We start from the raw sequence: 24,345 nt of genomic DNA, 5'->3' as shown, positions 1-24,345 counted from the left end.
CCGGAGAGCCCCGCCCCCGACCCCGGAGGGACCCGTGCCCGACTCCCACCCCGACCTGCACCGCTGGCTCACCGAGAAGGTGGCGGGGCACCTCGGCCTCCCGCCCGCCGAGCTCGACCCGTCGGCCAAGCTCCGCCGCTACGGCCTGGACTCCGCGCACGCCCTGTCCCTGTGCGTGGACATCGAGGAGGCCACCGGCCTGCTGGTGGAACCGACACTCCCCTGGGACCACCCCACGATCGACGCGCTCGCCGCCCACCTCACCGAACTCCTGCGGATCAGGGAGCGAGGGGGAGGGTGAAGGCGGCGCCCCTTCGGGCGGGAGGTCAGGGGAGGGGCGGGAAGACCGGGCCTCCGCCGAACATCTTCCGGGGGGAGACGGGGGTTCCGCCGCCGGGCTCGGCGATGGCGTACTCCACCGCGGCCTCCGCGCTGATGACCACCTGTCCCGTGCGGCGGTGGACGTCGGGGTCGGCGGCGAGGGCGGCGATCACGCGGCCCTGGAGCTCGGGCGTCTCGGTGTCGTTGATGGAGACGCCGAAGACCGTCTCCCTGCCGCTGGCCAGCAGCCGCTCGGTGCGGATCAGGCCGGGCCACAGGGAGAGCACGGTGACGCCGTGCTCCCGCAGTTCCAGAGCGGTGTCGTGGGTCATCTTGTCCAGTCCGGCCTTGGAGATGCCGTACAGGGCGGAGTGCAGGTAGGCGCGGGTGCCCACCGACGAGACGTTGACGATCAGGCCGGAGCCCCGCGCCACCATTGCGGGGGCCGCGGCACGGCTCGCCACGTAGTGGGCGCGCAGCCCGATCCCGATGAGCGAGTCCCAGTCCGACAGGGGCCGCTCCCAGAACGGTTCGGGCTGCTCGTGGTTCATGTCCGACGGGCCCGCCCAGGCGTTGTTCACCAGGAGGTCCAGCCGTCCGTGCTCCTCCTCGACGCGCCGGACCAGCACCTCGACCTGGAGGTCGTCGGAGTGGTCGCAGACGACGGCCTGCCCGCGTCCGCCCGCCTCCTCCACCCGGGCGACGGTCCGGTCCAGCCGCTCGGTGTTCCGCCCGGAGACGACGACCGTCCAGCCGGCCTCGCCCAGCCCGACCGCGACGCCCTCGCCGACGCCGCGGCTCCCGCCGGTGACCAGCGCGACACGTTCTTCCACACTCACGCGTGACTCCCTTGGAAAATGGTTCCTTCGGCCAGCGGTCGGACCATCTCCCACAGCACCGTCACGCGGGACGACCGGATCCTCCACCGCCCGTCTTCCAGCTCGTAGCGGTCGTCGTACTCGATGGCGCTGACCTTCTCGGTGCCCGCGACGCGGTCGACCTGACGGAACCGCAGGCTCCACGCCCCTGCGGCCCGTCCGTCGCCGAGCAGTTCGATCACCGGGTTCATCGCGTGGTGCATGTCGAGGACGGCGTACCGCCCCTCCCCGTCCCGCCCCAGCGCGATCTTCTCGAAGACGGCGGTGAGCGCCTCGGCGCCCTCGAACGCCCCGAGCGGCCCGTAGTCGAGCACCGCCCCCTCGGTGACGAAGCACTCCCGGAAGGCCTTCGGGTCCTTGCGGTCGCAGGCCCGCAGGTACCGGTGCTTGGCCGTCTTGATCGCCTCGATCGCCTCGAGCGCCGCGACGCGCTCCTCCAGGGTGCGGGCCGTTTCGCCCGAGATCGCCGCCATGTCCCGAAGCTAGGCCCCTCCGGTCGCCCGGGCCACCCCTTTCTCACCCACCGGAACCATCACTCGCGTCGCGAGAGGTCCCGCCGTACGGCGAGCCGGACCCCGCACCCCTTATGCTTCTACAGACGTGTAGAAATTGAGACCACCGGAGGGCGTACGTGGCTGCGATCGACCTGGCGAAGGTGCTGGACAAGGCGTGGGCGGACAAGGGGCTGGCGGAGATCCTGGCGGCTCCGGTCTCCGCGCTGAAGGGCGTCTCCGACCGTGACGGCGAACTGCTGAAGGAGGCGTTCGGCGTCACCACGGTCGCGGACCTGGCCGACCTGAAGTACGTCCGCTGGGCCCAGGCCCTGGCGGCCCTGGACGCCGCCGGGTAGTCGGCCCCGTCCGGCACGTTCTGGACGGGCCGGGTTCGGGTGGTGCGGTCGCCCGGCGGCCGCACCATCGGCGAAGGGCGGCGTGCTCCCGTCAGGGGGCGTCCGGCCCCTTCGGTGCTCCAGCCGCTCGTTCCAGCAGTTCCCGCAGCACCTGCTCGTCTCCCGGCGTCAACGCCGTCACGAACCTGGCCAGCACCGTGCCGCGGTCGCTCTCCCCGTCCAGGATCCGGTGCATCCGCTGCGCCGCCAGGCCCGCCTCGTCGGCCGCCGGCGTCCACACGAAGAACCGGCCCGCCTTCTCGCGCGTCACGGCTCCCTTGGCCAGCAGGCGCGTCAGGATGGTGATCACCGTGGTGTAGGCGAGGGAGCCGCCGAGCCGCTCCTGCACCCAGGCCGTGCTCGCCGGAGCGGGTGCCTCGCGCAGCGCGGCCAGCACCTCCGCCTCCAGCTCCCCCTGGCCGCGGCGCCGTCCGTGCTCCCGGTCCTGCATCCCGCCTCCCCCCGGCCGTGACGGCCGTCCGGGCGGCGACCGCCGACGCGGTGGCCGGCACCCGATCCCGGGACGTGTGTCGTAGGCGACCATGCTACGTACTACTACAAAAGTAGTTAACAGGCCGGGTCCGACCGCTCCATCGGCATCGGGGGCCGGGTCCGCCCGGAAACGGGTGGGCCCCGGGAGCTGCCCAGCCCCGGGGCCCTGTTTTTCCGCCCTTGTGACACGCCGACGGCGTTTAAGGACGGGGATCATCCATCATGATGACGTGCTCTGCCTGGCTGAGCCACCGCGCCGTGAAAGAGGCGCGAGCCGGATTCGAACCGGCGCCCCGTCGATCTTCGTCCCCGTCCGGTCGATCCGGCGATGAGCGGTGCGTGCTGAGATTGGAGCGAGAGTCTGAGTTTGACCGGGCTGCCTCTACCGTTGGGCCACCCCGGCACGGGTGCCGGGGGCAGGACTCGAACCTGCACTGTCACCTCTGTTCAGACTGAGCCTCATCCTCAGCTTTCCGGGCCGCCGGCCCGGACCCCCGCGCTCCAGCGGGGGAGTCTTCGGTCAGGCGAAAAGATAGCGGAACACCGCGTCGCCGACCCGCCGGTCGACGGCCTCGATCCCGTTGGCCTCCTCGCGCGCGTACTTCACCGCGGCCATGAGCCGGTCCACGCGCTCGCGCAGCTCGTTGATCCGCCTGGCGGGCATGGCGCCCGAGAAGCCGACCTTGGTCCAGGTGCCGACGACGATGTCCTCGGTGTAGGTCTCGACCTGGGCGGGATGCTTGTCCGTCGCCTCGTACAGGACGTGCGCGCGCGGCACCTTCTTCGTCCGGGTCGTGCGGACCTGCTCCGTCCGCCACACGTCCGCGGACTCGTCGAACGTCCACGTCTCGGCGGCGTCCAGGGTCGGGAGCTTGCCGATGAGGGTCTGCAGGTCGGTGAGCTGCTTCTCGAGGAACAGCAGGTAGGTGACCGGCACGTCGGTCAGCACGGCCTGCCCGTCCACGACGACGTCCGCGCGGGCCTCGCAGTTCGCCCAGTCCTTGGTCGCGACCACGTCGAACAGCCGTGACAGCGCGGCCCCGGCCTCCCGCAGGACGTCCTCCGCCCGGACCTGGACCCGCGTCGACTCCGGAGGCAGGATCTCGCCCTCGTCGTCGTTCGGCTGGTACGTCCGCGAGATGCCCGTCAGCAGGGCGGGCTTCTGCAACCGGTGGTAGGCGTCGGTCAGGTCACGCTGAGTCCGGGACTTGGTCCCCTTTTCCACCGCGATGATCTGGTTCAGCTTCGGCACCCGGCGAGCGTACTGCGCGCCGCCCCGGGACCGCCTCCGAATAAACCGCCGGCAGGGAAAAGGGGCCCGCCGCTGATGCGGCGGGCCCCTTCACACCGGAGCGGTCAGTGCATCGGCATGACGTTGACCGACGCGTCCGGGCGCTTCCGCGGCAGCAGCAGCGCCGGGACGAAGGCCAGCACGAGCAGGGCGAGCGCCCACCAGAAGGTGGCGCTGAACGACTCGGCCATCTTCGGGGCCAGCTGCGCCATCACCTCCGGCGGCACCTCCTCCGTCGAGCCGAGGCCGCCGCCCCCGCCGGGCATCCGGTCGGCGAGCTCGTTGGTGAGGATGACCGAGATGGCCGCGGTGCCGATCGAACCGGCGACCTGCTGGATGATGTTCAGGGCGGTGCTGGCGCGCGGCACCTCGTCGTGGCCGAGGGACTGCATGGCCGCCGACATGGTCGGCATCATCGTCATGCCCATGCCCAGGCCCATGACGAACAGCGCGACGCCCAGCACCGTCTTGGAGGTGTCGACGTCCATCTGGGTGGTGAAACCGATCATGCCCGCGACGATGAACACCAGCCCGCCCAGGACCACCCGGCCGGGACCGATCTTGTCGGTGAGCTTGCCGCCGATCGGCATCGTGAGCATCGCGCCGAGTCCCTGGGGGATCAGCAGCAGGCCGGTGTGGAAGGCGCTCTCGCCCCGCACCACCTGGTAGTACATCGGCATCAGGAACATCGCGCCGAAGAACGCCAGGCCGAACAGCACCATCGTGCCGGACGCCGCGGCGACCGATCGGCGCTTGAACAGCCGCAGGTCGATCAGCGGCACCTCGGCGCGCAGCGCCCGCACCACGAATCCGGCCACCAGGACCGCGCCGGCGGCGGTGAACCCGATCACCTCGGCGGAGTCGAACGCGCCCTTCTCCGCACCGGTGGCCAGGCCGTAGATCAGCGCGGCGAGGCCGGGGGAGAGCAGCAGCAGGCCGAGCAGGTCGAGCCGCTCACCGGGCTGGGGTGTGTCACGGTCCAGGATCCGCCAGGCCAGGAACAGCGAGAACACGCCGACGGGCACGTTGATGTAGAAGATCCAGCGCCACGAGACGTCGTCGACCAGCCACCCGCCGAGGATCGGGCCGCTGATCGGGCCGAGCAGCATCGGGATGCCGACGACGCTCATCACCTGGCCGACCCGCTGCGGGCCCGCCTTCTGGGTCAGGATCGTCATGCCCGCGGGCATGATCATGCCGCCGCCCAGGCCCTGCAGCACCCGGAAGGCGATCAGTGACTCCACCGACCAGGCCATGCCGGCCAGCGCCGAGCCGACCACGAACAGCCCGAGCGAGATCATGTAGAGCCGCTTGGTGCCGAACCGGCTCGCCGCCCACCCGGTCACCGGGATCACGGTGGCCAGCGCCAGGGTGTAGCCGGTCGCGACCCACTGGATCTGCGACAGCGGCGCCCCGAACTCCTGGGAGAGGGAGGGGACGGCGATGTGGACCACGGTGACGTCGAGGATCGACATGATCGCACCGAGGACCACGACCGACGCGACGGCGAGCACGCCCTTGTCGAGGCCGCCGCCGTTGTTCTCCGGTTGGTCACCGGGTCCGGATTTCGTCTTCAGGGGGGCTGAAGAACTCAACTTGTGGTTCCCATCTTGAGCGCCCGGTGTGCGGGCTGGACAAGCATTCGTGCCGGAGGACCCCCCGGCCTTACCGATCAGCCGCGCGATGGACCGCCCTTATTCCACCGGAGAAGGCGTTTCCAGACTGGTCCGCGGGCCGCTATGCCGATCCGAACCCGCCGCAAGAGCACACGGACCTCGATCGGAGCGGCCGTAGGTCCCGGCCGCCTCTCCTACGATCCCACCCGCTCCGCACCCCCGACACCGCCCCCCGGGACTACGGCCACCTGTGTGAGCACAGTCACTGCCCCCTGTCCGCCGGGCCAGCCCGGCGGCTCCCGGCTCAGGTGGCGACCCTGGCCAGCACGATTCCCCCGACGATGAGGGCGAGCGCCGCCATCCGGCCCGCGGAGACGGGATCGTCGCCGAGAAGGGCGCCGAGGGTGATCGCGCCGACGGCGCCGATGCCGGTGAAGACGGCGTAGGCGGTGCCGACCGGCAGGGTGTTCATGGCCTGCGAGAGCAGCCAGACGGCGGCGGCCATCAGGCCCAGGCAGACCAGTGTGGGGACCGGCCGGGTGAAGTTGTGCGTCGGTTTGATGCTCTGCGACCACGCCACTTCCACCAGGCCGGCCAGAAGGAGGACCAGCCAGTTCATCGCGCCGCCTCCCGGAGCGCGGCGGCCAGGGACTCCTCGTGCCGGTCGCGCAGGTGGGCCAGCGCCGGGTCGACGCGGGCGTTGACGAGTTCCGCGTGGATGAACGTCACGTCCTCGACCCGGAAGTGGCCCTTGAAGAAGTCGCGCAGGTAGCGCTCCTGGTGGTCGTACGGTTCGCGCGGAGTGCCCGGTCCGTACGCGCCGCCGCGCGCGCCGGTCACCACGAACGAGCGGCCTTCCAGCGACATCTTCGGGAAGGTGATCTGGTCGATCCAGGCCTTGAGCGAGGACGGGATCGAGTAGTTGTACATCGGCGCGCCGATCAGGATGACGTCGGCGGCGACCACCTCGGCGAGCAGCGGCTCCACGATCTTCCACGCCTGTTCCTGGGCGGGCGTGCGGACCGCCTCCCGGTAGCGGGAGATGTCCGTGATCTCGTGCTCCAGGATGTGGTCGCACAGCTCGGTCCAGGCCTCGCCGATGTGCGGCACGGGCCGGGCGGCCAGGTCGCGGTAGGCGTATCCGGCCTCGGGGCGGGCGGCCCGCCAGTTCTCGGCGTAGGCGCTCGACAGCTTCCGCGAGAACGACGTCCGGCGGGCGCTGGCGTCCAGATGCAGCAGCATGGGTTCTCCCCGGTTAAGTGGACATTGTGTCCGGATCACCATAACCGGACATGGTGTCCATATACAATCCCCTCATGGAGAGAGCCGATGCCGCGCGCAACCGCGCCAGGATCCTGGAGGCCGCCGCCGCGCTCTTCGCGGAGAAGGCGCCGCAGGACGTGACGATGGACGACATCGCGAAGAAGGCGGGGGTGGGCCGGGGCACGCTCTACCGGCGCTATCCGGACCGGGCCTCGATCGCCGTCGCGCTGCTCGACGAGCACGAACGCGATCTGCAGGAGCGGCTGATGCGCGGCGAGCCGCCTCTGGGCCCCGGCGCCCCGCCCGCCGAACGGCTGGCGGCCTTCTACGCCGCCATGGTGCGGCTGCTGGAGGACCACCGGCACCTGGTGCTCGGCTCGGAAGTGGGCCGTTCCCGCTTCGAGACCGGCGCCTACGGTTTCTGGCGCGCCCACGTACGAGCGCTCCTGACCGCGGCCGGCACCCCGGCTCCGGACGCTCTCGTCGACGTCCTGCTCGCGCCCCTGGCCCCCGAGGTCTACGGCTACCAGCGGGAGGCCCTCGGCCTGCCCCCCGCCCAGATCACCGCGGCCCTGGCCAGGCTCACGACGGCCATCGCCCAGGAGTCCCCCTGAGCGTCCTCCATCCTCCGAATGGAGGATGGGGGGCGTCGTCCGTCTGCCGACGATGTGCGCACTGTCGCACGATCCGGTGGACGGGGCACTTCTCGCACACTCGGTGAGAACCCACCGAGCCGAGGAGGAAACATGGTCGCCACGCTGGGATTGCGGCCGGTCGGGGAGGGCGAGCGCAGGCTCGCGCCCGACCTCGCCAGGGGCGTCATGCTGGCGTTGATCGCGGTGGCCAACTCCGCCGTCTACCTGTACGGCCGCCCGTACGGGATCCGGCAGCACATCGTCGAGCACGACCTGCCGAACCGGGTGGCGGCGGCGCTGAGCATGACGTTCGTGGACGGGCGCGCCTACCCGATGTTCGCCGCGCTGTTCGGCTACGGCATGGTCCAGATCTGGAACCGGCGGCGGGACGACGCCGAAGGGCTGCGGATCCTGCGGCGGCGGAGCCGGTGGCTGCTCCTGTTCGGCGCCGCCCACGCCGTGCTGCTGTTCTCCGGGGACGTGCTCGGCGTCTACGGGCTGCTCGGGCTCGTGATCTGCCTGCTGCTGCGGGTGCGCGACCGGACCCTGCTGGTCCTGGCCGGGGCCTGGCTCGTGCCCGTCGCCCTGCTGTCCGCCCTGGCCTACAGCGTTCCGCACGACCCGGAGGAGCGCGCCATCTTCTGGTCGCTCGCGGTCGAGGACCCGCTGACGGCGCTGGCGCTGCGGCCGGTCGAGTGGCTGATGACCCCGGTCGGGATGACGGGCGTGTTCACCGCCGGGCTCGTGGGCGTCTGGGCCGCGCGCCGCGACCTCATGGCCGTGCCGGACGGGCTGATGCGGCGGGCCGCGGTGGGGGGACCGCTCATCGGGGCGCTCGGCGGACTGCCGCTGGGCCTGGCCGCGATCGGCGTCCTCGACGTGGAGGGAACCGGCGCGGTGATGGCGCTCAACGCCGTCCACGCGGTGTCGGGGATCGCCGCGGGCCTGGGATACGCCGCTCTGATCGCCCTGCTCGCGCAGCGGATCGGGACGCGGCGCGGCCCGCTGGTGACCGCGCTTTCGGCATGCGGCCGGCGTTCGATGACGTGTTACCTTCTCCAGTCTGTGGTGTTCGTGGCGCTTCTGCCGCCTTATGCGATCGGGCTCGGCGGACGGCTGGGCTCGGCCGCCACGGTCGCGCTGGCCCTGGGCACGTGGGCCGCGACGGTGGCCGTCGCCGAGTGCATGCGCAGGGCCGGAGCACGCGGCCCCGCCGAGACGCTGCTGCGGCGCCTGACCTACCGGCGCGGTTGAGAGCGAGGGCGGCGTGCTGCGGATCAAGGACTGGGATCGGGCGTGGCGCCTCCTGCCGCTGGTCCTCCTCGCGGCGGCCGCCCTGATCGCGGCGGCGGATCCGTCGGTGCCGCCGCGCGACAAGCTCGTCACGGCCGCGCTGGCCGCAGCCGTGGCGGTGTGGCACTGGTGGATGGTGCTGGCGCATCCCGGCTGGCCGGAGCGCGCGCCGGCGCCGATGGCGGTCTACTTCGCCGGGCTCCTCGTGCTGGCGGAGGTGTTGTCCTCGCGGCACCCGGCGTACGTGCTCCTGGTGTTCGCCTGCTTCCCCACGGCCTTCGTCACGCTTCCCGGCGGATACGCCTACCTCGGGGTGGTCGTCGCGGCGTTCGCCGTGGTGGGCGACCCGTCCGTCCTGCTGGACACCGGGAATCCCTGGCCGGCCGCGTCGGCGCTCGCCGGAGCGGTGCTGGCGTCGTTCATCGGCTGGAGCATCAGGACGCTGGAGGCCGAGGTCGCCCGCCGCCGCGCCGCCAACCGGGCGCTGGAGAACGCCAACCTCCGTCTCGCCCGGCTCGGTGAGGAGAACGCCGAGCTGCAGGGCAGACTCCTGGCGGCGGCCCGGCAGACCGGCGTCGCAGGGGAGCGCGGAAGGCTCGCGAGGGAGATCCACGACACCGTCGCCCAGGGCCTGGCGGGCATCGTCACCCAGTTGGAGGCGGCTGAGGAGGCGGCGCACGACGCCGAGACGGTACGACGGCGTCTGGGCGTCGCACGCGACCTGGCCAGGGAGAGCCTGGCCGAGGTCCGCCGGTCCCTGGACGGCCTGCGCCCCGGGCCGCTGACGGGGACGAGGCTGCCCGAGGCGCTGTCGGAGCTGGTGTCGGGCTGGAGCGCCGCGAACGAGTGCCCCGCCGCGTTCACCGTCACCGGCACCGCCCGGCTGCTGCACCCCGAGGTCGAGGTCTCGGTGTACCGGGCCGTGCAGGAGGCGCTGGCCAACGTGGCACGGCACGCCGAAGCCGCCAAGACCGGTGTCACCCTGTCGTACATGGAGGACGTGGTGGTAGCCGATATCCGAGATGACGGACGGGGGTTCGCCCCCTCCGCGACGGGCGGCGCGGGCTTCGGCCTCACCGCCATGCGGCAGCGGGTCGTCCGGCTGGCCGGGAACGTCGAGGTGGAGTCGGCGCCCGGCCAGGGCACCGCGATCAGCGTGACGGTCCCCGCGATCCCCGCCGCGGCCGAACGGGAGGAGGGATGAGCGTCCGGCTGGTGATCGTCGACGACCACCCCGTCGTCCGCGACGGCCTGCGCGGCATGTTCGTCGAACAGCCCGACATCGAGGTCGTGGGCGAGGCGGAGGACGGGGAGCGGGGACTGGCCGTGGCCGCCCGGGAACGCCCCGACGTCGTCCTGACCGACCTGCGCATGCCCGGCCTCGGGGGAGCGGAGTTCATCGCGCGGCTGGCGGAACGGGTGCCGTCGGCCCGCGTGCTGGTCCTGACCACCTACGACGGAGACGAGGACGTCCTGCCCGCCCTGACCGCGGGAGCCATCGGGTACCTCCTCAAGGACTCCCCCCGCGAGGAGGTCTTCCGCGCCGTACGCGCGGCGGCCGCGGGGGAGACGGTGCTCTCCCCGGCCGTGGCCACCCGCGTCCTCGACCGGGTCCGCACTCCCGCCCCCGCCGGCCTGAGCGAACGCGAACGCACCGTGCTCTCCCTGGTCGCGCGGGGCTTCACCAACAAGGAGGCGGCCGCGGAGCTGTTCATCAGCGAGACGACGGTGAAGACGCACCTGGCGCACGTCTACACGAAGCTGGGCGTCTCCGACCGCGCCTCGGCCGTGGCCGCCGCCTACGAGCGGGGCCTGCTGCCCTGACGCCCTCCCGCACCGGGGCCGGGCGGGGGGCGGCGGGTCTCAGGTGGCCGCCGGGCAGGATCGTGCTCGTCGAGACGCGGTCCTGCTCGGCGGTGCGCCGGGTCAGTTCGGGTAGTTCGGGTTGTTGGACGCGGGGATCTCGATGCTGATCGGGAACTTCGCTCCGGACAGGACGAGCAGGACGCCCAGGCGGAGGATCTCGTCGAAGAGCCAGTAGAACTTCTGCACCGGGCCGGGCGCCCTCTCCAGGGAGAGGAGGCCCTCGCGCACGGCGATGAACGGCTCCCAGGCGGTCTCCAGGATGCCGCTCCAGAACGGCGTCTCGCGGATCTTCAGCCAGCCGGCGATCTCGTCGCCCAGGGTGTAGCGGGTGAGCGCCGACAGGACCGGCGCGCTCACGTGGCCGCCGTCGACGAAGTCGGCCAGGTTCAGCAGGATGTCGGCCAGCTTGACGCCCTCGGGGGTGGGGCCGAGGATCGGGGTGAGGACCTGCGCGGCCTGGGCGTTCGCCTCGTCCCAGGAGGCAGGGATGTACTCGTCCTTGATGCCGAGCATGTGCGCGGTGACCTGCCAGGAGTGCAGGAACCCCTCGGACTCCGCCGGGGCGATGGGAACCTTCCACCGGGTCAGCTGCTGCATCACCGTCGTGGGCAGGCTGTGCCAGGTGACCATCATGTCGGCCTGGCTGATCGGGATCGCCTCGTCGGCGACCTTGTCCCAGTGCGGTGACTTGGGCAGCAGGTGCCGCACGCCCGAGTGCGCCAGCCGCGTCTTCACGCACGTCACGATCATCTCGCCGTCGGGCTTGAAGGCGTTCTTCGTGCCGACGTCGTAACCCAGCTTCGCGGTCTTGGTGATGCGGTCGCGCATGTCCGCGCCGCCCTTGGAGTAGTAGACCGCCCGCGCCTCCCGGGGGATGACGGTGCTCAGCATCCCGCTGACGAACCCGTAGGTGACGCCCAGGTACAGGCCGCGCTTCTCGTTGAAGTTCACCGCCGCGTCCAGCTTGCCCTCGTCCGCCCACGACGGCAGCTGACGGGCCTTCTCCATGAACGCCTTCAGGTCCGCGGGCAGCCCGTCCGGCAGCGGCTGGCCGTTCTTGGTCCAGGTCTTCAGGAGTTCGTTGACCTTGGCGGTCTCGCCCCGGTCGATCACGGCGGCGACCACAAGGTCGGCCTCGGGGTCCCACACGGCCTTGGGGTCCAGGCCGTCGCCCTCGCCGATGACCGATCCCCGGGGGGACCAGGACCACGCGGGGCTCGCGGCGGCCAGCGCGCCGACCGCGCCGAGTGCTCCACCCGTGAGCAGGACCTCACGTCTGCTGCGCTCTACCATGCTTGGCTCCTCTCGAATGATACGGTGAAACACATCCTGCATCTCCATATCATGTACGGCGAGTCCAATAAGAGCACACCGTGTCGCCCGTCACAAGCCCCAGAACCCGCCTCCTTCACCGGGAGGTGGGAGAGAATGGGCGGTTTCAGGAGGAGACCATGGAACCTGCGCCGCCCTTCCCCGCCCCGGGCCCGGAGTCGCTGCTGGAGCGCGCGTACACCGACGCCGTCGAGCAGGCGGACGAGCTGGACGAGGCCCGTGCGCGCGTCCTCGACGCGGCGTACGAGCAGTTCTGCCGGATGGGCGTCCAGCGCTCCACCATGGAGGACGTGGCGCGGCGGGCCGGCGTCTCGCGCATCACGGTCTACCGGCGGTTCACCACCAAGGACGCGCTGGTCGAGCAGGTGGTGCGCCGGGAGTTCCGCCGCTACTTCGACCGCTTCCTGGCCGACATCGCCCGCGCCGAGACCGTCGCCGACCGCGTGGTGCTGGGCTTCGTCAGCTCGCTGCGCACCATCCGCGGCAACCCGCTGATCGGCGGCCTGATCGCCGCGGAACCGGACATGGTCGTCCCCTCGATGATCGGCGACGGGGGGCGGTTCGTGGCCACCGTGCGGTGGTTCGTCGCCGGGCAGCTCCGCCGCGAGCAGCGCGCGGGCAACGTCTCGGCCGACCTGGACGTCGACTCCGTCGCCGAGATGATGGTCCGGATCTCCGCGTCCTTCCTGGCGATCCCCAGCCTCCTCGTCGACATCGACGACGACGATCAGGTGGCCGCGCTGGCCCGGCGCTTCCTCGTGCCGATGCTGGAGCCGCCCGCGCCCGGTCACTCCTGAGATCTGCTCCGCGGCCGGAACGGGCCCGCACCCGGCACGGGCCGCCGCGGCGTCTCGTAGTGCGGGGTGAGGAGGAGGGCTGCGGCGAGGAGGAAGAGCCCCGGCACCAGGAGCCAGGGCGCGGAGAAGGGCGCGGTGTCCGAGCCGAGGCACAGCAGCCCGCCGACCACCACGAGGTAGACCTTGGCGACGACGGTCGCGACGAACACCACGATGGTCATCCGGCAGCGCTGCAGGGCGATCTGGAGCTGGGCGACGCCGCAGGCGACCGCGAGCGCGAAGAGGCAGAGCAGGGGGGCGGAGGGAACGAGCCCCTCGCGGGCCTGGAGGCCGAGGGCCAGCTCGGCCAGGCCGATGAGGATGCCCGCGCTCAGCCCGTAGGCGATGCCGGTCAGCGGCCTGGCGTGCTGCCCCTCGGGCCGCGCGTCGCCGAGCGAGAAGATCAGCACCGGGATCACGAGCGAGGGCACCGCGAGCAGGAGCAGCACCGGAGCGGGCACCGGCGGCGGCGTGCCGGGCCCGGACCAGGCGACCACCATGCCGGCCGCGGCCATCACCGCCAGGCAGGTCGACTCGTTCCCGCTCAGCCGCTCGCCCGGGATGGTGGCGGCCAGCAGTATCAGGAGGACCAGCCCGCACAGCAGCGCCGGCGCCAGGTCGGCGAGGGAGAGCCGGGTGAAGGCGGCGAACTGCAGCGCCAGCCCCACCGCCATGACGCACCCGCCCGCCAGCCAGACCCCGCAGGTCAGTACCGACAGGGCGAAGTGGACCGGCCGCGTCCCCCGCAGCGGTGGCAGCACGGGAGCCGCGCTCCTGAAGAGGACGATCCCCAGGAAGTAGAAGCAACTCGACACCGCGGCCATGGCCAGAACGATCGGGATGCCCGTTCCCATGAGTCGCACTCCCTCCTGGTTGAGGGACATTGTTACCCGACGGCGCTGTCAAAAGTAACCCTTTACTTATGAGGATTTCTGCGTCTTGCACCGCCTCTTTCTCGTGGTTGGCTCGTGTGGAGCCTGTTGACCGAGCGTGATCTTCTACTAGACAACGGCGTCACTTCGCCCCGGGGCCGCCCGCGCGGTGACCCCCGGACCCGCCGAGCGGCCGAGCAGGGCCCTCGGCGGCGCGGCCGGTGGTCCGGGAAGTGCGCTGACCTCCCGCGTTCGCGCCGGGGCAACGGGAGGGTGCGTCCGGCTCACCGTGCGCTGCCTCGTAAAGTGAGGGGCGACATCACGATTTGGGAGTACGTTTTGCACGAGAAACTGGCGTCGATCTATGAGAGCGTCCTGCGCCGCAACCCTGGCGAGATCGAGTTCCACCAGGCGGTGCGCGAGGTGCTCGACAGCATCGGCCCGGTCCTCGGCAAGCACCCCGAGTACGCCGAGTCCAAGATCATTGAGCGGATCTGCGAGCCCGAGCGCCAGATCATCTTCCGCGTGCCGTGGGTCGACGACCAGGGCGAGGTGCAGATCAACCGCGGCTTCCGCGTGGAGTTCAACAGCGCCCTGGGTCCGTACAAGGGCGGGCTCCGCTTCCACCCGTCGGTCTACCTGGGCATCGTGAAGTTCCTGGGCTTCGAGCAGATCTTCAAGAACAGCCTGACGGGCCTGCCCATCGGCGGCGGCAAGGGCGGATCGGACTTCGACCCCAAGGGCCGCTCCGACCGCGAGGTGATGAACTTCTGCCAGAGCTTCATGACGGAGCTCTACCGGCACATCGGCGAGTACACCGACGTCCCCGCCGGCGACATCGGCGTCGGCGGCCGGGAGATCGGCTACCTGTTCGGCCAGTACAAGCGCATCACCAACCGCTACGAGTCCGGCGTGATCACCGGCAAGGGGCTGGTGTACGGCGGCGCCCAGGTACGCACGGAGGCCACCGGCTACGGCTGCACGTTCTTCGTCGAGGAGATGCTGAAGGCGCGGGGCACGTCGTTCGACGGCAAGCGGGTCGTGGTCTCCGGCTCCGGCAACGTGGCGATCTACACCGTCGAGAAGGTCCAGCAGCTCGGCGGCGTCGTCGTGGCCTGCTCCGACTCCTCCGGTTACGTGGTCGACGAGAAGGGCATCGACCTCGACCTGCTCAAGCAGGTCAAGCAGGTCGAGCGGGCCCGGCTGGACGTGTACGCGGCGCGCCGCGGCGGCGAGGCCGTCTTCGTCCCCGGCCGCAGCGTCTGGGAGGTGCCCTGCGAGGTGGCCATGCCGTCCGCCACCCAGAACGAGATCACGGGCGCCGACGCCGCCTTCCTGGTGGACAAGGGCTGCATCGCCGTGGGCGAGGGCGCCAACATGCCGACCACGCCCGAGGGCATCAAGATCTTCCTGGAGGCGGGCGTCGCGTTCGCCCCGGGCAAGGCGGCCAACGCGGGCGGCGTGGCGACCAGCGCGCTGGAGATGCAGCAGAACGCCAGCCGCGACTCGTGGACCTTCGAGCACTCCGAGCGCCGCCTCCGGGAGATCATGCAGGACATCCACGCCCGCTGCCTCCAGACCGCCGACGAGTACGGCATGCCGGGCAACTACGTCGCCAGCTCCAACATCGACGGCTTCCGCAGGGTGGCCGACGCGATGCTGGCCCTGGGCGTGATCTGACCTCCGGGCCACGTCAGCGGCGGGCGGCGCGCAGGAGCAGCAGGCCCGAGGCGAGCACCGCCGCGGACGTGGCGCCGTGGATGCCGAACGCCGCGGCCTTCGAGCCGTGGTGGGCGAGGATCGTCAGCATGTCCCCGGCGGGGATGGTCGCGAACGCGAGCATCACCCAGCCGAGCGCCTCGCGCTTGCCCGCGGCCAGGAGCGCGAAGACGGTGAGGCCGGTACCGAGGTCGCGGACGCCCTTGATGTTCAGCCACGCGGCCTCGTCGCCGGTCGGCCAGACCGGAAGGCCGAAGCCCGACGCGGTGGCCACCGGGTCGATGAGGTAGCTGAGCCCGACGTAGGTGATGCCGACGCCGGTGAGGGCGGCGAGTGCGGTGCCGGTGCGGGACGTGCGGACGTCCTCGCGGAGCCGCCTCATCCGGGCCGCGTGGTGGCGCTGCCCGTAGAGCCGCCAGATCGCGCGGGCCGGGGCGGGCAGTCCGGCGAGGAACTCCGTGCGCTCCTGCGGTGTCGCGTCCTCCAGGACGACGCCGAGGAGCGTCAGGATCTTGGTCTTGGGGGTGTGCAGGGCGAAGTGCTCGCCCTGGGCGTTCCACTCGTCCTCGGTGAGGTGGCGTTCGGCCAGCGGCAGCAGGTTCGCCTCCTCGTCGTCGAGGTGCTCGACCAGGACGGCGCGGTGCTCGGTGAGCGCGGCGGCCAGGGCGTCGCGGCCGGCGGCGTCGGCGGTCCGCGTCCACGGACCGATGAGGCCGCGGATCCGCTCGATGGTCGCGGCGACCTTCTCGTGCTGGGCCTCCATCCGCAGGACGACGTCGGCGTCCAGGTCCACCCGCGACAGCAGCAGCGGCCAGATCAGCTCGTCCTCGCCGTGGTGGTGGTTGTGCAGGGCCATCAGGTAGTCCGACAGGTGCGCGGTGAGCGCGCGGGCGCGGCGGCGGTCGCCGGGCCGGGTAGCGCCGATCATCTCGGCCAGCAGGCGCGACTCGCGGCGGATGCCGCGGTGGATGACGACCATGGAGTGGGTGAAGGGGCGGGCGGTGCGGACCGTGTCGGTGCTCGTGTCGTTCATGTCCCCAAGGTTGCTCCGGGCGTCATGGAGCCGACTTGGAGCGCGACTTGGAGCGCGGCTTGGAGATCGTCGGGGACACTACGATGAGTCCGCGATGGTGCGAATTCGGGTATTCGGGGCGTTCGAGGCCGAGGTGTCGGGCGCGCGGGTGGCGCTGGGCGGGCCGAGGCAGCGGGCCGTCCTGGCGCTGCTGGTCGCCGCCCGCGGCCGGGTCGTCTCGGTGGACCGCATGATCGAGGACCTGTGGAGCGGCGAGCCGCCCGCCCAGGCCGTCACCTCCCTGCAGGCCTACATCTCCAACCTGCGCAGGCTGCTGGAGCCCGAGCGCCCGCCGCGCGCTCCGGCGCGGGTGCTCGTCTCCGCCGCGCCCGGCTACGCGCTGCGCCTTCCCGACGACGCCGTGGACGCCTGGCACTTCGACGCGCTCGTCCGGGATCCCGAACGGCTGGCGGACGGCTTGGCGCTGTGGCGCGGTCCGGCGTTCGCGGAGTTCGCCGACGAGCCGTGGGCGCAGGCCGAGACCGGCCGCCTGGACGAACTGCGTCTGGCCGCCCGCGAGCAGCACGTCGCAGCCCTGCTGCGCGCGGGCGACGCCACCGGCGCCGTGCCCGAGGCCGAACTCCTCACCGGCGACGAGCCGCTCCGCGAGGAGGGATGGCGCCTGCTGGCGCTGGCGTTGTGGAACTCAGGCCGCCAGGCCGACGCCCTCGCCGCCCTCCGCAGGGCCCGCACCACGCTCGCCGACGAACTCGGCCTCGATCCGGGACCCGCGCTGACCGACCTGGAAACGGCGATCCTCCAGCAGCGCACCGACGACCTCGGACACCCCGCGCCCCCCTCCCTGCCCGTCCCCGCACCGGTCCCCGACCGCGAGCTCTTCCTGGGCCGCGACGACGAACTCGCCGCGCTGGCCGAACTGGCGGGCAAGGGCGGCGGCCCGCGCGTCGCGCTCGTCACCGGCGAGGCCGGACTGGGCAAGACCGCCCTGCTGACCCGCCTGGCCGGCTCCCTGGAGCAGAGCGGCTGGCTCGTCACGACCGGCCGCTGCCCCGAAAGCGAGAGCGCGCCCCCGGCATGGGCGTGGACGGAGGCCCTCACCGCCCTCGCCCGGCACGTCCCGGCCCCCGAGGAGGTCGCGCCGCTGCTGCGGGACGCCTCCACCGCCGGGCCCCGCGACACCACGGCCGGCCGGTTCCGCCTCCACCGCGCCGTCTGGGACTGGCTGAACGACGCGGCACGGCGGCGCCCCCTGGCCGTCATGCTCGACGACCTGCACTGGGCCGACGCCGAGACCCTCACCCTGCTGTCCGCCCTCTCCGGAGACGCGCCCCTGCTCCTGGTCGCGGCGTTCCGGGCCGACGAGACCGGCGCGCGCCTCACCGGCGCGCTGGCCGTCCTGGCCCGCCGTTCCCCGCTGCGCCTGCCCCTGCGCGGGCTGCCCGAGCCGGCGGTCGCCCGGCTCATCGCCGCCGAATGCGACACCGGCGTGGACGCCGCCACGGTCGCCGCGCTCGCCGAACGCACCGGCGGCAACCCCTTCTACGTCCGGGAGAGCGCGAGGCTGCTCAGCAGCGAGGGCGCGCTCGTGGCGACCTCGGAGGTCCCCGAGGGCGTGCGCGACGTGCTGCGCCGCCGTCTCGCACGCCTGCCCGAGCCCGCCGTCGCCGTCCTGCGCCTGGCCGCGCTCGCGGGCCGCGAGGCCGACGCGGACACGCTCGTCATGGCGGCCGACACCGATGAGAACGGCGTGCTGGACGCCCTCGACGCCGGGCTTGTCGCCGGGCTGCTCACCGAGCGGGCACCGGGCAGGATCCGGTTCACGCACGCGCTCGTCCGCGACACGATGATCGCCGACCTCAGCGCGCTGCGCCGCACCCGCATGCACGCGAGGCTGGGCGCGGCCCTGGAGCGCCTCACTCCCGACGACGCGCCGGCGCTGGCGTACCACTTCCACCGCGCCGCCTCCGCCGCGACCGCCGCCAAGGCCGTCGCGTACGCCGTCCGGGCCGCCGACCTGGCCGAGAACCGCTACGCGCACGAGACGGCGGTCGAGCTGCTCACCCAGGCCCTGGAGTCCTTCGAACGCCTCCCGGACCGGGACGACGCCGCCCGCGTCGACCTGCTGGGCCGCCTGCTCCGCGCCCAGGCGCGCGCGGGCGCGGTCCAGGACGCCCGCGCCACCCGCCGCCGCGCCGTCGACCTGGCGGAGGCGGCCGGGCGCGACGACCTGCTGCTGGCGGCCTTCACCGCGTGGACCGAACCCGCCCCCTGGCAGCTCCGCCCCTACGGGATCGTCGACCACCACCTCGTCGGGCTGCTCTCCCGCCTCCTGGAACGCGACGGCCTCGCCCCGGACGTCCGGTGCCGCCTCCTCGACGCCTACGCCGCCGAACTGTCGGGCCTCGGCGACGCAGGTGCCCGAGCCGCCGCCCAGGAGGCCGTGGAGATCGCGCGGAGCCTGGGCGACCCGAAGCTGCGCGTGTTGACGCTCTTCACACTCTGCCGCGAACACGACCCCCGGGAGGCCGGCCGCCAGGTGGAGCGCGCCCGCGAACTGCGCGAACTGGGGGCCGAACACGACATCCCCGCCGCTTCGTGGTCGGGCACGTTCAACCTCGCCGGGGTCGCCGCGCAGCAGGGCCGCCCCGACCAGGCGCGCGCTCTGCTCTCCGAGGCGGCGGAACTGGCCCGCCGCTACCGCATGCCCGAGGCGACCGCCGTCTGCGAGAACGCCAGAGCGTCCTTCGCCCACGCCGAGGGACGCCTGGACGACGCGGAACGCCACTACGCCGTGGCGACCGAGGCGATGGCCGAACAGGGCTCCCTGCACACCGCCGGTTTCAGCATGCTCGCGCACGCGACGCTGGCGGTGTCACGCGGCACGCTGGCCGACTTCGCCGCCGCGATCACGAACGTTCCGCCCGAGTTCCTCCCTTCGGTCGCCGACGTCTTCGCCGCCGCGAACGCCGCCGCGGGCCGACTCGACGAGGCACGCCGCCTCCACGATTCCGCCGCCCGGATCCAGCCGGACTACTTCTTCACGCTGTTCTGCACCTTCCGCGCCATGACCGTGATCGCCTTGGGCGACGAGCAGGAGGCCGCGGCCCTGTACGAGGCGCTGCTCCCGTACCGCGACGGCCCGCCCGCCGGCCTGGAGAGCCTGTCGGTCGCCCTGCAGCCGCCCGCCCGCACCCTGGGCGAGCTCGCCCGCCTCCTCGGCCGGGACCCCGCCCCGCACTTCCAGCGCGCCGCCGAGATCGCCGCCCTGTGGAACGCGCCCCAAGGGGAGTCCGCGCCCTAGCGGCGCGCGCATCCCGAACGGCGACCGTCGCACCGGTCATCTCACTCCCGTTTCTTTCGTTACGCATGGTGAACGAATGGACACGTAGAGTTTGCTGCTGGAGTTCGGGCAGCACTCCACGTCACGAAAGCGAGCACCGCCATGACCACCGCCGCCATCGACCCGATCACCGCGAAGCTGGACCGGATGTTCAGCGCGACCGACTCCAACGGCGACGGCTACGTCGACTGGAACGACTACCAGCGGATCATCGACCGCTACCTGAGCTCCTACGGGATCGACAGGAACGACCGCAGGGCGCACGCGCTGACGGCCGCCCACCAGATGTACTGGATGGAGCTGCTGCGCCACGCCAACGGCGGCGACCGCCTGGACAAGGAGCAGTACTACCACGCCAACCGCGCGGTGAGCGTGGACACCAGCCGCTTCAACATGGTCGAGGGGATCCCGCACGCCGTCTTCGACATCATGGACGCCGACGGTGACAACACCATCAGCAAGGCGGAGTTCAAGCAGTACCTGGACGTGTGGGGCATCGCCGCTCCGGACGCGATGGACTCGTTCGTGGAGATGGACCTCGACGGCGACGGGGCCATCAGCCGCCAGGAGTACATCCGGGCGATCCGGGAGTTCTTCTACTCGCCCGACCTCAACGCCGCGGGCAGCCTGATCTTCGGCCGCCTCGGCGCCTGACGCGCGGTCCGGCCCGGGGCGGCCGTCCCGGGCCGGGCACCTCGCCACGGCACGGCGAGGACGCCTCGGCGTGTGAGCCACGTCACCTTGGCGTCCGATATGTCGAGTAATAATCTGAAGACCCTGTTCGATATATCGTTAAGGGGTCTCGATGGGACGTGGCGACTGGGTGCTGGAGCGGCTGCTGGTGCGGGGGGCCGCCACCGCGGTCGAGGACGCCGGGGGCCGGTGGCGGCGCGTCCGGCTGGAGGGCGTCGGCGGGCTCGACTGGAAGCCGGGGCAGCACGTGCGGGTGCAGGTGGGGGAGCTGTCGCTGCGAGCCGCCCGTGACCTGCTGCGCACCTACTCGGTGTGGGACTACGACGGTGACGCGCTGGAGCTCCGGGTGTTCGGGCACGGTGAAGGCCCCGGCGCCCGGTGGGCCCAGGAGTTGAAGCCGGACACCCAGGTGATGTTCAAGGCGCCAGAAGGCGGGTTCACCGTACGGGAGGGCGCGCCGGGCCACCTGTTCGTCGGCGAGGAGACGGCCTCGGTGGCGTTCGGCGCGATGATGCGCTCCCTCGACGGGAAGGCGCGGGCCGTCGTGGAAGCGGGCGACACCGCCGACAGGCTCCCGCTCGACGGCGACGTGGCGTGGCTCGACCGCGGCACGGACTCCGCCTTCGACTCCGCACGGCTGGTGGAAGCCGTGGCCTCCCTGGAAGGCATCACCCCGGGAACCGTCGCCTACCTCGCCGGCGAGGCGAAGACCTGCCAGGCCGTCAAACGCCACCTGCTGCACGACCGCGACTGGCCGCGCCGCGACATCGTGGTCAAGCCCTTCTGGACCCCGGGCCGCCGCGGCATGGACTGAACGGCCGCGCTGACTTCGAGCGGAAGTGCCGTCGGCGGCCGGCGAAAAAATCTCGTGAGAGCGCGTAAGTGAGAGGCGCCGGATGACTCCTTGAAGGTGAGAGGAGTCCGAGATGAGAATTGTCGTGCTGGTGGCCGCCGTCGCGGCGCTGGTCGCCGGAGGTGTGGTCGGCTGGGCGTCGTGGGGCGGCGATCAGGGTGCGCGGCCGGTCGCGGCCGCCACGTCCGTGCCGTCGAGTCCGGCGCGGTTCGCCTGTGACCGGAAGGATGGCCCCGGGAAGGGGTGGGTGCTCCCCGTTCACGTCCATCTGCCGGGGAAGAAGGCGACGGCGAAGGACGTCGGGACGATCCGCAGGACGCTGTGGGAGACGGACCAGACGTTCGACGCGAGCGCGCGCCGGTTCGGGACGTCGCGGCGGATCCGGTTCATCCCGGGTTCGGGGTGCCGTCCAATGGTGGCGTCGATGGAATTCGCCCAGGGGCGGAACCGGGCGGAGATCGGCGGGGAGTTCGTCAAGAACTACTCGGCCGAGCTGCCGGCCGCGGTGCGGAAGGCGATCTCCCAGAACCGGGTGAAGCTGCTGCTGTTCGTCGCCGACGACGAGATCACCACGTCGTGCACGGGCGGCGGCGCCGACGCGGGGCTCAGCAACGGCGGCGCCATCCTGCCGCGCTGGTGCTGGAGCGAGGCCGGGCTGACGCACGAGTTCGGGCATTCGTTCGGCCTGTCGCACTGCGGCCAGAACGGGAAGGGACAGAACGGCAACGACCCGTTGTGCCGGAACCTGGGCACGCGTCCCGAGTGCACCCGGGACGCGGCGTCCAACTACCTGCTGGACTCCTGCCGGACCGACGACTTCCGGTACTTCGAGCCGAAACCGCTGAAGGGCAGGAAGAAGCTGCCCCGCAACCGGAACGTCGCGTTCAGCCCGTACCTGATCTCCGGGAAGCCCACCGCGGCGGTCAACATGCGGTTGCAGGTGGCGGAGGCGAACCAGTGCCTGGACGGCGGCCGCGCCGCGGTGATCCTGCTGCCCTGCCGGTCGGTGACCGTCCAGACGTGGCAGCGGCGGATCGACAAGTCCGGTTACGTGACGCTGCGCAACCTCGGCACCGGCAAGTGCCTGCAGATGTCCACCAAGCCGAACGCGCGCGTCGCGCCGGTCGTGTCCGCCGCGTGCGTCCCGGGCAAGCGGGCCCAGCAGTGGCTGCCGAGCAACGGTACGAACTTCGTCAACCGCACGGGCGGGATGAAGAACGCGGCTCTCACCGTCCAGAACGGGGAGAAGCGCGCCGGAGCCCTGGTCGTGCGCGGCGGCGGCACCGGACTCGTCCAGGACTTCGCGGTACGGAAGGGCTCGGCCGTCCGGCCCGCGCTGCGCCGGGCGGCGCTGCGGAGCGTCCCGTACGGCACCTGCCTCACCGTGAAGGGCGGCAAGGTCGCGCTGGGGGCGTGCTCGACGCGCTGGGAGCGGGTGCCGACGGCGCGGCTCGGCGTCGGGCTGCGGCTCGACGGGAGGTGCCTCACGCTCGGCGCGGTCCAGAACGGGGTCCGGTCCCTGAAGATGCAGGCGTGCAGCGGCAAGAACCGCGACCAGCTGTGGATGTTCCGGACGGCCGCCGACGGGAGCGTGACGATCGAGAACGCGAGCCTCAAGGCGGTGCGCGGCGAGGCGTCGCAGAGCGACCAGGTCGTCGTCTACGCCGGGAATCCCGCGAAGAAAATCTCTGTCCACGCGGGGATTCCCTATCCCGACCAGACCCGGCAATTCCGGCTGGCCTGATAGGAAGGCGGGGTGATCGAGGACGCTGAGCTCACCGCGCGGGTCCGCGACGGCGACGAGCAGGCGGTCGAGGAGCTGTACCGGCGGCACCACGCCGCCGTCCTCGCCTTCGCCGGAAGGCTGTGCCGCCGGCCGCAGCTCGCCGAGGACCTCGCCAGCGAGGCGTTCACCCGCACCCTTCAGACGGTCCGCTCGGGAACGGGCGGGCCGTCCGGGGGCTGGCGCCCCTACCTGTACACGGTCGTGCGGAACACCGCGTCGGCCTGGTCGCAGGCCGACGGCCGGTCGGTGCTGACCGCCGAGTTCGAGGACCTGCCCGAAGGGGACGAGACCGTATCGGAAGTGGCCGCGCTGGCCGCCGACGCCTACGAGTCGCTGCCCGAACGGTGGAAGACCGTCCTATGGCACACGCTCATCGAGAACGAAAGTCCCGACCGGGTCGCCGAGCTGCTCGGCACGACCGCCAACAACATCAACGTGCTCGCCTTCCGCGCCCGCGAAGGGCTGCGCCGTGCCTTCCTGACCGCGCACGCCGCCCGCGCGTCCGCCCCCGAGTGCCGCGCCTACGCCGACCACCTCGCCAAGGCCGTCCGCAAGCCCGCCGCCCGCCGCCCCCGCGCCCTCCGGCAGCACCTGGACGTGTGCCCTTCCTGCGCCCGCACCCACGCCGGCCTGCTCGACCTCAACACGACACTGCGCGCGTCCCTCCCGATAGCGCTGCTCTTTCCCCCCGCGAACTCCACCGCCCCCGTCGTCGTCCCTGCCGCGGCAACGGGATGGGCGACGAAACTGGCGCTGGCGGGAGGCGCCCTGGCCGCCGCGGGAGCCGTGACCGCCGGACTGATCGTGGCCATGGACGAGCCGCCGAGAACACCCCCGCCCGCCGCGGCCACCGCCCGCCCCGCGGCCACCCGGTCCTTGTCCGTACCGGCACTCCAGCCCAAGCAGGTCCTGGACGGAGTCCGCATCCGTCGATCAGGCGCCGCCTGCGTAGGCGTGACCGGCCGAGCGGCCGTCCCCCTCCCCTGCGACGACCCCCGAACGGCCTGGCGCCGCGAAGGCAAGGACCACTTCCGCCTCGTCAACGCGGCCACCGGCCGCTGCCTCGCCGCAGCCGAGCACTACGACCGCACCTCGTTCAACGGCGGCGGCATCCGAGCCCTCCGCACCGCCCCCTGCTCCACCGCCGGCACCTGGTCCACCCCCCGCTTCTCCGACGGCGTCCCCCGCCTGATCGACGACACCACCCGCGCCGCCCTCTCCACCGGCAAGCCCTTCAACGGCACCCCCAACCCCACCCCCTACATCCTCTACGGCCCCTACACCGACTCCCAGGACCAGCACTTCACCCTCACCTGACCCCCGCCGAGGACGGTTTC

The 24,345-nt window shown here is 72.0% G+C and carries 23 protein-coding genes; 13 read left to right on the top strand and 10 right to left on the bottom strand.

The window, feature by feature from the left end; genetic code table 11:
* The first annotated feature begins 34 nt into the window (after window positions 1-34).
* Entirely contained in the window at window positions 35-301 is a 267-nt protein-coding gene (locus ABD140_RS23955) for an acyl carrier protein (RefSeq protein WP_344243195.1), read from the top strand.
* 25 nt (window positions 302-326) lie between these two features.
* On the opposite strand, the gene ABD140_RS23950 is transcribed toward ABD140_RS23955, so the two are convergent.
* Together ABD140_RS23950 and ABD140_RS23945 are read right to left on the bottom strand one after the other, a co-directional pair.
* Complete coding sequence (locus tag ABD140_RS23950) at window positions 327-1,160, bottom strand: SDR family NAD(P)-dependent oxidoreductase (protein ID WP_344243194.1); 834 nt, start codon at window positions 1,158-1,160, stop codon at window positions 327-329.
* The gene (locus ABD140_RS23945; protein WP_344243193.1) at window positions 1,157-1,672 is read right to left on the bottom strand and encodes a nuclear transport factor 2 family protein; all 516 of its coding nucleotides are present in this window, start codon (window positions 1,670-1,672) and stop codon (window positions 1,157-1,159) included. The genes ABD140_RS23950 and ABD140_RS23945 overlap by 4 nt, the downstream gene beginning before the upstream one ends.
* Before the next feature lie 158 nt (window positions 1,673-1,830).
* Here ABD140_RS23945 and ABD140_RS23940 point away from each other — a divergent pair, with 158 nt between their 5' ends.
* Window positions 1,831-2,049 carry a hypothetical protein gene (locus ABD140_RS23940; protein WP_344243192.1) on the top strand — a complete coding sequence of 73 codons (219 nt, stop codon included), beginning with the start codon at window positions 1,831-1,833 and terminating at the stop codon, window positions 2,047-2,049.
* A gap of 91 nt (window positions 2,050-2,140) precedes the next feature.
* Here ABD140_RS23940 and ABD140_RS23935 read toward each other — a convergent pair whose 3' ends face one another.
* The 5 genes from ABD140_RS23935 to ABD140_RS23915 all read right to left on the bottom strand — a co-directional run bounded on the left by ABD140_RS23935 (window position 2,141) and on the right by ABD140_RS23915 (window position 6,729).
* The gene (locus ABD140_RS23935; RefSeq protein ID WP_344243191.1) at window positions 2,141-2,539 is read right to left on the bottom strand and encodes a BlaI/MecI/CopY family transcriptional regulator; all 399 of its coding nucleotides are present in this window, start codon (window positions 2,537-2,539) and stop codon (window positions 2,141-2,143) included.
* Between the two features lie 561 nt (window positions 2,540-3,100).
* Window positions 3,101-3,832, bottom strand: coding sequence for a DUF7873 family protein (locus ABD140_RS23930; protein ID WP_344243189.1), 732 nt, complete (start codon window positions 3,830-3,832; stop codon window positions 3,101-3,103).
* Window positions 3,833-3,936: 104 nt separating this feature from the next.
* Entirely contained in the window at window positions 3,937-5,466 is a 1,530-nt protein-coding gene (locus ABD140_RS23925) for a DHA2 family efflux MFS transporter permease subunit (protein WP_344243188.1), read from the bottom strand.
* Window positions 5,467-5,791: 325 nt separating this feature from the next.
* Window positions 5,792-6,106 carry a DMT family transporter gene (locus ABD140_RS23920; protein ID WP_344243187.1) on the bottom strand — a complete coding sequence of 105 codons (315 nt, stop codon included), beginning with the start codon at window positions 6,104-6,106 and terminating at the stop codon, window positions 5,792-5,794.
* A complete protein-coding gene (locus ABD140_RS23915; RefSeq protein WP_344243186.1) occupies window positions 6,103-6,729 on the bottom strand; it encodes an FMN-dependent NADH-azoreductase in 627 nt (208 codons plus the stop codon). The genes ABD140_RS23920 and ABD140_RS23915 overlap by 4 nt, the downstream gene beginning before the upstream one ends.
* A 74-nt stretch (window positions 6,730-6,803) precedes the next feature.
* Here ABD140_RS23915 and ABD140_RS23910 point away from each other — a divergent pair, with 74 nt between their 5' ends.
* The 4 genes from ABD140_RS23910 (at window position 6,804) to ABD140_RS23895 (ending at window position 10,502) form a co-directional block, all read left to right on the top strand.
* A complete protein-coding gene (locus ABD140_RS23910) occupies window positions 6,804-7,364 on the top strand; it encodes a TetR/AcrR family transcriptional regulator (RefSeq protein ID WP_344243185.1) in 561 nt (186 codons plus the stop codon).
* A 132-nt stretch (window positions 7,365-7,496) separates the two neighbouring features.
* Window positions 7,497-8,639 carry a DUF418 domain-containing protein gene (locus ABD140_RS23905; protein ID WP_344243184.1) on the top strand — a complete coding sequence of 381 codons (1,143 nt, stop codon included), beginning with the start codon at window positions 7,497-7,499 and terminating at the stop codon, window positions 8,637-8,639.
* Window positions 8,640-8,652: 13 nt separating this feature from the next.
* A complete protein-coding gene (locus ABD140_RS23900) occupies window positions 8,653-9,882 on the top strand; it encodes a sensor histidine kinase (RefSeq protein WP_344243183.1) in 1,230 nt (409 codons plus the stop codon).
* Window positions 9,879-10,502, top strand: coding sequence for a response regulator (locus ABD140_RS23895; protein ID WP_344243182.1), 624 nt, complete (start codon window positions 9,879-9,881; stop codon window positions 10,500-10,502). The genes ABD140_RS23900 and ABD140_RS23895 overlap by 4 nt, the downstream gene beginning before the upstream one ends.
* Window positions 10,503-10,604: 102 nt before the next feature.
* Here ABD140_RS23895 and ABD140_RS23890 read toward each other — a convergent pair whose 3' ends face one another.
* Window positions 10,605-11,837, bottom strand: coding sequence for an oxygenase MpaB family protein (locus ABD140_RS23890; protein WP_344243181.1), 1,233 nt, complete (start codon window positions 11,835-11,837; stop codon window positions 10,605-10,607).
* Between the two features lie 158 nt (window positions 11,838-11,995).
* Between ABD140_RS23890 and ABD140_RS23885 the strand changes: the two genes are divergently transcribed.
* A complete protein-coding gene (locus tag ABD140_RS23885; protein ID WP_344243180.1) occupies window positions 11,996-12,673 on the top strand; it encodes a TetR/AcrR family transcriptional regulator in 678 nt (225 codons plus the stop codon).
* Here the strand turns inward: ABD140_RS23885 and ABD140_RS23880 are convergent.
* A complete protein-coding gene (locus ABD140_RS23880; RefSeq protein WP_344243179.1) occupies window positions 12,664-13,566 on the bottom strand; it encodes a hypothetical protein in 903 nt (300 codons plus the stop codon). The genes ABD140_RS23885 and ABD140_RS23880 overlap by 10 nt on opposite strands.
* 357 nt (window positions 13,567-13,923) lie before the next feature.
* Between ABD140_RS23880 and gdhA the strand changes: the two genes are divergently transcribed.
* The gene (gene gdhA, locus ABD140_RS23875) at window positions 13,924-15,264 is read left to right on the top strand and encodes an NADP-specific glutamate dehydrogenase (RefSeq protein ID WP_344243178.1); all 1,341 of its coding nucleotides are present in this window, start codon (window positions 13,924-13,926) and stop codon (window positions 15,262-15,264) included.
* A 13-nt stretch (window positions 15,265-15,277) separates the two neighbouring features.
* Here the strand turns inward: gdhA and ABD140_RS23870 are convergent, their stop codons facing one another.
* On the bottom strand, window positions 15,278-16,336 hold the full coding sequence (locus ABD140_RS23870; RefSeq protein ID WP_344243177.1) for a DUF4267 domain-containing protein: 1,059 nt from the start codon (window positions 16,334-16,336) through the stop codon (window positions 15,278-15,280).
* 94 nt (window positions 16,337-16,430) lie between these two features.
* Between ABD140_RS23870 and ABD140_RS23865 the strand changes: the two genes are divergently transcribed.
* From ABD140_RS23865 to ABD140_RS23845, 5 genes are all read left to right on the top strand, one after another.
* Window positions 16,431-19,637: an ATP-binding protein gene (locus tag ABD140_RS23865; protein ID WP_344243176.1), complete on the top strand. Its 3,207-nt coding sequence runs from the start codon at window positions 16,431-16,433 to the stop codon at window positions 19,635-19,637.
* A 141-nt stretch (window positions 19,638-19,778) separates the two neighbouring features.
* The gene (locus ABD140_RS23860; RefSeq protein WP_344243175.1) at window positions 19,779-20,330 is read left to right on the top strand and encodes an EF-hand domain-containing protein; all 552 of its coding nucleotides are present in this window, start codon (window positions 19,779-19,781) and stop codon (window positions 20,328-20,330) included.
* A gap of 151 nt (window positions 20,331-20,481) precedes the next feature.
* On the top strand, window positions 20,482-21,183 hold the full coding sequence (locus tag ABD140_RS23855) for a siderophore-interacting protein (RefSeq protein WP_344243174.1): 702 nt from the start codon (window positions 20,482-20,484) through the stop codon (window positions 21,181-21,183).
* Window positions 21,184-21,295: 112 nt separating this feature from the next.
* Entirely contained in the window at window positions 21,296-22,966 is a 1,671-nt protein-coding gene (locus ABD140_RS23850; protein ID WP_344243173.1) for a ricin-type beta-trefoil lectin domain protein, read from the top strand.
* Window positions 22,967-22,978: 12 nt separating this feature from the next.
* Window positions 22,979-24,325, top strand: a complete 1,347-nt coding sequence (locus ABD140_RS23845; protein ID WP_344243172.1) for a sigma-70 family RNA polymerase sigma factor — start codon at window positions 22,979-22,981, stop codon at window positions 24,323-24,325.
* Window positions 24,326-24,345 lie beyond the last annotated feature (20 nt).

It is taken from the genome of Actinocorallia libanotica (assembly GCF_039525175.1).
Taxonomy (GTDB): Bacteria; Actinomycetota; Actinomycetes; order Streptosporangiales; family Streptosporangiaceae; genus Actinocorallia; species Actinocorallia libanotica.
This window is presented reverse-complemented; position numbering and strand designations above follow the sequence as displayed.

Coding starts and splice junctions, on each gene's coding strand:
- ABD140_RS23945 (WP_344243193.1), bottom strand. CDS start 1,672: ATGGCGGCGATCTCGGGCGAAACGGCCCGCACCCTGGAGGAGCGCGTC.
- ABD140_RS23935 (WP_344243191.1), bottom strand. CDS start 2,539: ATGCAGGACCGGGAGCACGGACGGCGCCGCGGCCAGGGGGAGCTGGAG.
- ABD140_RS23920 (WP_344243187.1), bottom strand. CDS start 6,106: ATGAACTGGCTGGTCCTCCTTCTGGCCGGCCTGGTGGAAGTGGCGTGG.
- ABD140_RS23915 (WP_344243186.1), bottom strand. CDS start 6,729: ATGCTGCTGCATCTGGACGCCAGCGCCCGCCGGACGTCGTTCTCGCGG.
- ABD140_RS23910 (WP_344243185.1), top strand. CDS start 6,804: ATGGAGAGAGCCGATGCCGCGCGCAACCGCGCCAGGATCCTGGAGGCC.
- ABD140_RS23905 (WP_344243184.1), top strand. CDS start 7,497: ATGGTCGCCACGCTGGGATTGCGGCCGGTCGGGGAGGGCGAGCGCAGG.
- ABD140_RS23895 (WP_344243182.1), top strand. CDS start 9,879: ATGAGCGTCCGGCTGGTGATCGTCGACGACCACCCCGTCGTCCGCGAC.
- ABD140_RS23890 (WP_344243181.1), bottom strand. CDS start 11,837: ATGGTAGAGCGCAGCAGACGTGAGGTCCTGCTCACGGGTGGAGCACTC.
- ABD140_RS23885 (WP_344243180.1), top strand. CDS start 11,996: ATGGAACCTGCGCCGCCCTTCCCCGCCCCGGGCCCGGAGTCGCTGCTG.
- ABD140_RS23880 (WP_344243179.1), bottom strand. CDS start 13,566: ATGGGAACGGGCATCCCGATCGTTCTGGCCATGGCCGCGGTGTCGAGT.
- ABD140_RS23870 (WP_344243177.1), bottom strand. CDS start 16,336: ATGAACGACACGAGCACCGACACGGTCCGCACCGCCCGCCCCTTCACC.
- ABD140_RS23865 (WP_344243176.1), top strand. CDS start 16,431: ATGGTGCGAATTCGGGTATTCGGGGCGTTCGAGGCCGAGGTGTCGGGC.
- ABD140_RS23860 (WP_344243175.1), top strand. CDS start 19,779: ATGACCACCGCCGCCATCGACCCGATCACCGCGAAGCTGGACCGGATG.
- ABD140_RS23855 (WP_344243174.1), top strand. CDS start 20,482: ATGGGACGTGGCGACTGGGTGCTGGAGCGGCTGCTGGTGCGGGGGGCC.
- ABD140_RS23850 (WP_344243173.1), top strand. CDS start 21,296: ATGAGAATTGTCGTGCTGGTGGCCGCCGTCGCGGCGCTGGTCGCCGGA.